The sequence below is a fragment of the Mesorhizobium sp. ArgA1 genome (genome assembly GCF_053714375.1).
Genome location: NZ_JBSKBQ010000005.1, coordinates 306,227 through 313,141, shown reverse-complemented (window position 1 = coordinate 313,141; position 6,915 = coordinate 306,227). Strand labels below are relative to the sequence as shown.

Genomic DNA, 6,915 nt, shown 5'->3' with positions numbered 1-6,915 from the left:
TTCTTCCTGTCGCGGCGCTCGCTCAAGGCATCACCCAATTCCGGCATGCCGGTGTGGCAGGACAAGCTGTTCATCGGACTGGCCCGCACCGCTGCCGATGCGACCGAGTATTTCCAGATCCCGACCGGGCGCGTGGTTGAAATCGGCACGCAGGTAGCGATCTGACAGAGAGGCCGTGCCCGAAGGCACGGCCTTTGGCGTTCTGCGCTACGGCGTAGTTCTACCCAGCCAGCGCGGCGCTGTTCGTCTCCAGAAACTGCTTCAGCGGTACCGATTTGCGGCCTGAAAGCTTTTCGACCGCATCGGTCACCATGCCGAGATCACCGGCGCGTGCGGCGGCATCGAACGATACCAGGACCTTGGCGAAGGATTCGGGCAGGCCGGCCGACTTCATGCCCTCGGTCAAGGCTTCATCCGACAGCTGGATGACCTGGATCGGCTTGCTGGTGACTTCGGTGACGAACGCTGCGACTTCGGCGGCAGTGTAGGCCTTGGGGCCCGTCAGCGTGTAGGTCGTGCTTTCGCCGGTGTCCGAGGCAAGCCCGGCAGCGATCGCCGCCGCGAAGTCGTCGCGCCTGCCATAGGAAATGGCGCCGTCGCCAGCGGAAGTGTACCACTGGCCCGACGCCAGGATCTGCGGCAGCGCCATGAACAGGTTCTCACCATACCAGCCGTTGCGGAAGATCGTGTAAGGGATGCCGCTCGCCTTGATGGCTTGCTCCGTGTCGTAGTGGTCGGGCGCGAAGACCACCGGGGAGCCCGGCTCCGGGTTGGGCATCGAGGTGTAGAGCAGGTGGCCGACGCCTGCCTGTCTGGCTGCGGCGACGGCTGCCAGCTGCTGTTCGCGCCGCTTTCCCCGAACCTCGACCTGGTCGGTCGAGATGATCAGCGCCCGGTCGGCGCCGGCGAAGGCCTTGTCAAGCGAGGCCTGATCGTCGAAGTCGGCCGCCCGGACGGTGACGCCGCGCGCCGCAAGATCGGCGAGGTTGGCGGGCGTGCGGGTGGTGGCGATGATGCGGCTTGCCGGAACTTTTAGCGTGTCGAGCAGGTGGTTGATGACGCCGCGGCCGAGCTGGCCGGAAGCGCCGGTGACGAGAAGGGTTGCGGTCATGGGGGATCCTGACGTTTGCGCCGGAATGGCGGGTGCTTTGGTGGTCTCAAAAAGAGACCAGCACTAAAATAGGAATTGACCCCATGCCGTAAAGAAGGCAGTTTTCCGGGAGGTAGGCACACGCAGGGAACCAGCGATGGACGGCAAGATCGTCAATCTGAAATCGAAGATCGAGATCTACAGAGCCATGACGGGCGGCGCCAATTTCGGCGATTGCCCGGTTCGTGACGTTATCAAGGGCATCAACGGCAAATGGAGCCCATTGCTGGCGATGGCGCTGGCGGAAAAGCCTTATCGCTTCGGTGAATTGCGGCGGCTTGTGCCTGACATCTCGCAGCGCATGCTCACCCAGACACTGCTTGAGCTGCAGCGCGACGGCTATGTGCATCGCGAAGTTTTCCCGACCAAGCCGCCAAGCGTCGAATACAGCCTGACCGACCTCGGACGCTCGATGTTCGGCGCCCTGCATCAATTGATCCTGTGGGCGGAGCTCAACCACGACGCGGTGCGCGACGCGCGTGCCGGTTTTGATGCCGCCCAGGGCTGAACAGCCGAAGGGCCGCCGCGACTTGATTTCATCCGGCCGCTGAAGGATTGTCCCGGCCAGATCGGCTTGGGGACACTGGCATTTCCTACGATATCGCAATTGCAGGCGCCGGCCCGGCGGGGCTGGCCACGGCGCTCTATCTCAAACGCGCCGGGCATAACGTCACCATCTTCGAACGCTTCGAGGAGCCGAAGCCGGTCGGCTCCGGCCTGATCCTGCAACCGACAGGGCTGAGCGTGCTCGCCGATCTCGGCCTGATCGACGACATTCTGGCGCTGGGCAGCCGCATCGAGCGTTTGCACGGCGCCGATGCCGCCACCGGCCGCACCGTGCTCGCTGTGCGCTACGATGCGCAGCCCGGCGGACGCTTCGGGCTGGCGGTGCACCGGGCGGCGCTGTTCAACGTGTTGTTCCGCGCCGCACAGCGCCAGGGCATCGTCATCGAAACCGGCGTCGAGATCGAGACGATGGACGTGGGCGAGCGAGCGAACCTGGTCTTCGATACCGGGCGAAGGGCAGGGCCGTTCGACCTTGTCGTCGACGCCAGCGGGTCGCGCTCGAAGCTGCGCCGGTGCCTGAATGATCCGGCGGAACCACGGCCCCTTACCTATGGCGCGTTCTGGGCCTCGCTCGGCTGGCGCGAAGGCTTCGACGAAAATGCGCTGCTGCAGCGCTACGACAAGGCCAGCGTGATGATCGGCGTGCTGCCGATCGGCCGGCCGCAGCCAAGCGCCGAGAAGATGGCGGCGTTCTTCTGGAGCCTGAAGCCGGCGGATGTCGAAAGCGTGCGCGTGGCAGGGCTTGACGCCTGGAAGGCGAGACTGGTCTCGCTGTGGCCAGCGTGCGAGGCGTTCACCAGCCAGATCGACAGTTTCGACCAGCTGTCGCTGGCCCGCTATGGCCACCACACGATGAGGCTGCCCGCCGGACGGCGCCTGGCGGTGATCGGCGACGCCGCGCATTCGACCAGCCCGCAGCTTGGCCAAGGCGCCAACATGGCGCTGCTCGATGCGGCAGCACTCAGCCATGCGCTGGCGCAAGCGGGCGGCGTCGACGAAGCGCTGGAAGCCTATGCCAAAGCGCGCCGTTGGCATGTCCGGCTCTTCCAATTGCTGTCGCTGGCGCTGACGCCCTTCTACCAGTCGGACTCTCTGGCGATGCCCTTTTTCCGCGACAGGCTGGTGGCGACCATCGCGAAAATCCCGCCAGTGCCGGGCGTCCTTGCCTCAATGGTGGCCGGAACGCTGATCGATCCGTTCAGGCAGATCGGGCTAAGGGAAGCGCTGTGGCCAGATCATCCGGCGGGATCAGGTTCGACAGAAACGCCTCTTTCGCGCGCAGGAATTGACGCAGGCGCTGCGGATAGTCAGGCGCCACGGCGTCCCTGATCGAGGCGCGTTCGCTCAGCCTCTTGCGCCAGGCCTGGACCAGCGGCTTGCCGTCGAGAATGCCGAAACTGCCGATCTCATCGAAAGTGTCGAGATAGCGGAAGACCGGACCGTAGACGGCGTCGACGAGACAGAAGCGCTCGCCGGCGAACCATGGTCCCGTCTGGTCGGCCAGTTCGTTCTCTATGCGGTCGAACATGGCCGACAGTGCGCTGGCTTCGGCAAGAAAACCCGCCTCTGTCGACGCCGAGTAGAACCGGCCGATGGCATTCAGCGTCGCCGAACCGAACTCGATCCAGGCGCGATGGCGGGCGCGGGCGTAGGGATCGGCCGGGTGGAGCGGATTGGGCTGCGTTTCCTCCAAAAACTCGAGGATGACGGCGGATTCGAAGATCACCGTCTCGGCGCCATTCGCCTGCACGATGAGCAAAGGCACCTTGCCCAGCGGCGAGACCGCCTTGAACCAGTCGGGCTTGTCTGTGAGGTCGATGGTGACACGCTCGAACGGAACGCGCTTCTCGGTCAGCGAAATCGCCGCGCGCTGGACATAGGGGCACAGATGATGGCTGACGAGAATGAGCTTGTTGGTCATTTCATTCTTCCCAGGCATGTCACTCACCCCAGACATAGTTCAACGCGCCGTCCTCGACGCGCGTCGACAGGAACATCAAGCGGGATGCTTTTGGCGCCGGACCTTCGAGCCGGTCGCCTGATGCCATGTCGAAGGCGGCGCCGTGCCATTGGCAGACCAGCCTGCCGTCCTTGCAATCGAGCGGCCCGCCGAAATGCAGACAGACATTGGCGGCGGCGCGGATGCCATCACCACTGCGCCAGACATGGACCTCGCGGCCGAAGAACGGTGCGATCAGGCTGCCCGTCTGCGGGACGTCGGCGACTTTGCAGATTTCGTGTCTCATGGATTTTTCCAGATTGATGCGATTGCATGTATATAGATGCAGATGCATTGACAGTCAAGCTTGATGCAGTTGCATCTATCGTCTAGGATGCGGGCATGACCGAGAAAGCCACGCCTTCGCCGGAAGCCATCAAGGCCTGGGCCCGCCTGATGCGCGTTTCGCGCCAGCTCATCGAACAGGCAGAACAGGCTTTGAAGGACAGTGGTTTGCCGCCGCTCGACTGGTACGACGTGCTGCATGAGCTAGCCGAGGCGGGCGAGGGCGGGCTGCGACCGTTCCAGCTGACCGAGCGGACCCTGTTTGCGCAGTACAACATCTCGCGGCTGCTGGCGCGGCTCGAGGCTGATGGACTGGTCGAGAAGCTGAAGGTCGCCGATGATGGCCGCGGCCAGACCATCCGTATTTCGGCCAAGGGCCGCGAGATGCGCCGGCTGATGTGGGCGGTCTACGGACGCTCGATCACCGAGTTGGTCGGCGACAAGCTCTCGGGGGACGAGTTGAGCATGCTTTCGGCCTTGCTCGGCCGACTGCGCCACCCGCCGGCTACAGACTGAGAGGACTGCGCTGCGGGCCTGACGATATTCGGCCGGCTATCAGGCCGAATGGCTGCCCCAGAGATAGGCCAGCGTCGCCAGCACGCCCAATCCGGCGCGCACCAGGTGCATAGTGCCCCATTTGACGATCAGGGCTCTGGCTTGCGGATTGTCGACGCTCGCGTCCATCGCTTCCAGCACCTTGTTGGTCGGCATCATTACCATCAGCGTCCACGGCCATGGCAGGATGATCAGAATCGCTCCAACGAGAAAGGCGAAACCGCCGGTCTGCCACCAGCCGATCAGGCCGAGAACGCAGGCGACAACGGCGATCGACGCCTGCATCGCCGCGCCGCGCTTGTAGGAAGGCTGCCATTCCCTGAGCAGCGCCTTGTCGTCGAGGCCAAGCCGCGCCGGCTGTTCGGCGACGCTGACATAGATAGCGGCGCCGGCAAATGCCGCGGCGACCGTCAAGGTGAGCAATCCGACCAGCATCTTCTTTCCCGCGGCAGACATGAAGTGAACCGTCCGAGCAGAAATAGGGCTTGCAAGGGCAAGAGCAATACGGCATAGAACGGCGAACCGTAACGTACGGTACGGCTTAGCCGCGCATTGCTGGCTTGGCCCTGCCGCCGAGGAACGACTGTGTTGCAGGCAAGCGCCGACATCGACACCAGCGCGACGCTGACGGAGCGGCAGAAGGCCGTTCTGGACGCAGCCTTGCGCTTGCTGGTCGAGGAGGGCGACAATCTGACCATGACGGCGGTTGCGCGCCGCGCAAGCTGCTCCAAGGAAACGCTCTACAAATGGTTCGGCGACCGCGACGGGCTGTTGACGGCGACGGTTCAGTGGCAGGCCTCGAAAGTGCGCGTGGTGCCGGTCGATGGTGAAAAACTCGACCTTGCCTCGCTGACGGTAAGCCTCGAAGGTTTCGCCTCGGACTGGCTGAAGGTGATCTCGAGCGACACGTCGATCGCGCTGAACCGCGTCGCAGTCGGCCATGCCGGCTCCGGTAAGGATGATCTCGGCGCCATTGTGCTGGAGAATGGCCGCTTTGCACTGGCCAGGCGGCTGAAGCCGGTGCTGCTTGCCGGCAGGCAGGCAGGGCTGCTCGATTTTACGGACGCCGAAACGGCGTTCCGCAGCTTTTTCGGGCTGGTCGCCCGCGACGTGCAGATCCGTCTCCTGCTCGGCGACCGGCTGGAATTGACTGAAGCGGCGATCGGCGGCGACGCCGTCCGGGCAACGCAACAGTTTCTCGCTCTTTTCGGAGCAAAAACCGGGCCGCAAGGCCTCTGATTCATAAAACGGGAAGGAAGACCAAAATGCGTGTCTATTACGATCGCGACGCCGATCTCAACCTGATCAAGGGCAAGAAGGTCGCCATCATCGGCTATGGTAGCCAGGGCCGGGCGCATGCGCTCAACCTCAAGGATTCCGGCGCCAAGGACATCGCCATCGGCCTCAAGGCCGGCTCGCCGACCGCCAAGAAGGTCGAGGCCGACGGGCTCAAGGTGATGAGCGTGGCGGACGCCGCCAAATGGGCCGACCTGATGATGATGGCGACGCCCGACGAATTGCAGGCCGACATCTACAAGAACGAGATCGCGCCGAACATCCGCGACGGCGCCGCGATCGCCTTCGCGCACGGCCTCAACGTGCATTTCGGCCTGATCGAGCCGAAGTCGACGGTCGACGTCGTCATGATCGCGCCGAAAGGCCCCGGCCACACGGTGCGCGGCGAATACCAGAAGGGCGGCGGCGTGCCTTGCCTGGTCGCCGTCAACCAGGACGCTTCGGGCAATGCGCTCGATCTCGCTCTGTCCTACGCCTGCGGCGTCGGTGGCGGTCGTTCGGGCATCATCGAGACCAATTTCCGCGAGGAATGCGAGACCGATCTGTTCGGCGAGCAGGTCGTGCTGTGCGGTGGTCTGGTCGAACTGATCCGTGCCGGTTTCGAGACGCTGGTGGAAGCCGGCTACGCGCCCGAAATGGCCTATTTCGAGTGCCTGCACGAGGTCAAGCTGATCGTCGATCTGATCTATGAAGGCGGCATCGCCAACATGAACTACTCGATCTCGAACACCGCCGAATGGGGCGAATATGTCTCTGGTCCGCGCATCATCACCGCCGAGACCAAGGCCGAGATGAAGCGCGTGCTGAAGGACATCCAGACCGGCAAGTTCACTTCGGAATGGATGCAGGAGTACCGCGCCGGCATGTCCCGCTTCAAGGGCATCCGCCGCAACAATGACAGCCACCAGATCGAGGAAGTCGGCGCCAAGCTGCGCGCCATGATGCCGTGGATCTCGAAGAACAAGCTGGTCGACAAGGCCAAGAACTGATCTGCGATTTCATCGTTGAACAGAAAAGGCCGGCGGAGCGATCCGCCGGCTTTTTCACGCCTGTTATCGATCAG

At 63.6% G+C, this 6,915-nt stretch carries 9 protein-coding genes and 1 pseudogene; 6 read left to right on the top strand and 4 right to left on the bottom strand.

Annotation, left to right across the window (positions count from 1 at the left end; all coding sequences use genetic code 11):
* Window positions 1-165, top strand: a 165-nt coding sequence (locus ACWGTI_RS15760; protein ID WP_454587970.1) for a KUP/HAK/KT family potassium transporter, incomplete at its 5' end; no start/stop codon positions are given.
* A 55-nt stretch (window positions 166-220) separates the two neighbouring features.
* Here ACWGTI_RS15760 and ACWGTI_RS15755 read toward each other — a convergent pair.
* Window positions 221-1,111 (bottom strand): SDR family oxidoreductase, encoded by an 891-nt coding sequence (locus tag ACWGTI_RS15755; RefSeq protein ID WP_454587952.1) that lies wholly within the window; start codon window positions 1,109-1,111, stop codon window positions 221-223.
* Window positions 1,112-1,247: 136 nt separating this feature from the next.
* On the opposite strand from ACWGTI_RS15755, the gene ACWGTI_RS15750 reads away from it, so the two are divergent.
* Window positions 1,248-1,658, top strand: a complete 411-nt coding sequence (locus ACWGTI_RS15750) for a winged helix-turn-helix transcriptional regulator (RefSeq protein WP_454587951.1) — start codon at window positions 1,248-1,250, stop codon at window positions 1,656-1,658.
* 47 nt (window positions 1,659-1,705) lie between these two features.
* Window positions 1,706-2,953: pseudogene (locus ACWGTI_RS15745) on the top strand (FAD-dependent oxidoreductase); the annotation flags it as partial.
* On the opposite strand, the gene ACWGTI_RS15740 reads toward ACWGTI_RS15745, so the two are convergent.
* Together ACWGTI_RS15740 and ACWGTI_RS15735 are read right to left on the bottom strand one after the other, a co-directional pair.
* On the bottom strand, window positions 2,916-3,638 hold the full coding sequence (locus tag ACWGTI_RS15740; RefSeq protein WP_454587950.1) for a glutathione S-transferase family protein: 723 nt from the start codon (window positions 3,636-3,638) through the stop codon (window positions 2,916-2,918). The pseudogene ACWGTI_RS15745 and the gene ACWGTI_RS15740 overlap by 38 nt on opposite strands.
* A gap of 19 nt (window positions 3,639-3,657) precedes the next feature.
* Complete coding sequence (locus ACWGTI_RS15735) at window positions 3,658-3,963, bottom strand: Rieske (2Fe-2S) protein (RefSeq protein WP_454587949.1); 306 nt, start codon at window positions 3,961-3,963, stop codon at window positions 3,658-3,660.
* Between the two features lie 95 nt (window positions 3,964-4,058).
* On the opposite strand from ACWGTI_RS15735, the gene ACWGTI_RS15730 reads away from it, so the two are divergent.
* Window positions 4,059-4,517 carry a MarR family winged helix-turn-helix transcriptional regulator gene (locus ACWGTI_RS15730; protein ID WP_454587948.1) on the top strand — a complete coding sequence of 153 codons (459 nt, stop codon included), beginning with the start codon at window positions 4,059-4,061 and terminating at the stop codon, window positions 4,515-4,517.
* Between the two features lie 39 nt (window positions 4,518-4,556).
* Here ACWGTI_RS15730 and ACWGTI_RS15725 read toward each other — a convergent pair whose 3' ends face one another.
* Window positions 4,557-4,988: a DUF1772 domain-containing protein gene (locus ACWGTI_RS15725; RefSeq protein ID WP_454587969.1), complete on the bottom strand. Its 432-nt coding sequence runs from the start codon at window positions 4,986-4,988 to the stop codon at window positions 4,557-4,559.
* 156 nt (window positions 4,989-5,144) lie between these two features.
* Between ACWGTI_RS15725 and ACWGTI_RS15720 the strand changes: the two genes are divergently transcribed.
* Window positions 5,145-5,795 carry a TetR/AcrR family transcriptional regulator gene (locus ACWGTI_RS15720; protein WP_454587968.1) on the top strand — a complete coding sequence of 217 codons (651 nt, stop codon included), beginning with the start codon at window positions 5,145-5,147 and terminating at the stop codon, window positions 5,793-5,795.
* A gap of 26 nt (window positions 5,796-5,821) precedes the next feature.
* Complete coding sequence (gene ilvC / locus ACWGTI_RS15715) at window positions 5,822-6,841, top strand: ketol-acid reductoisomerase (protein ID WP_454587947.1); 1,020 nt, start codon at window positions 5,822-5,824, stop codon at window positions 6,839-6,841.
* The last annotated feature ends 74 nt before the right edge of the window (window positions 6,842-6,915 follow it).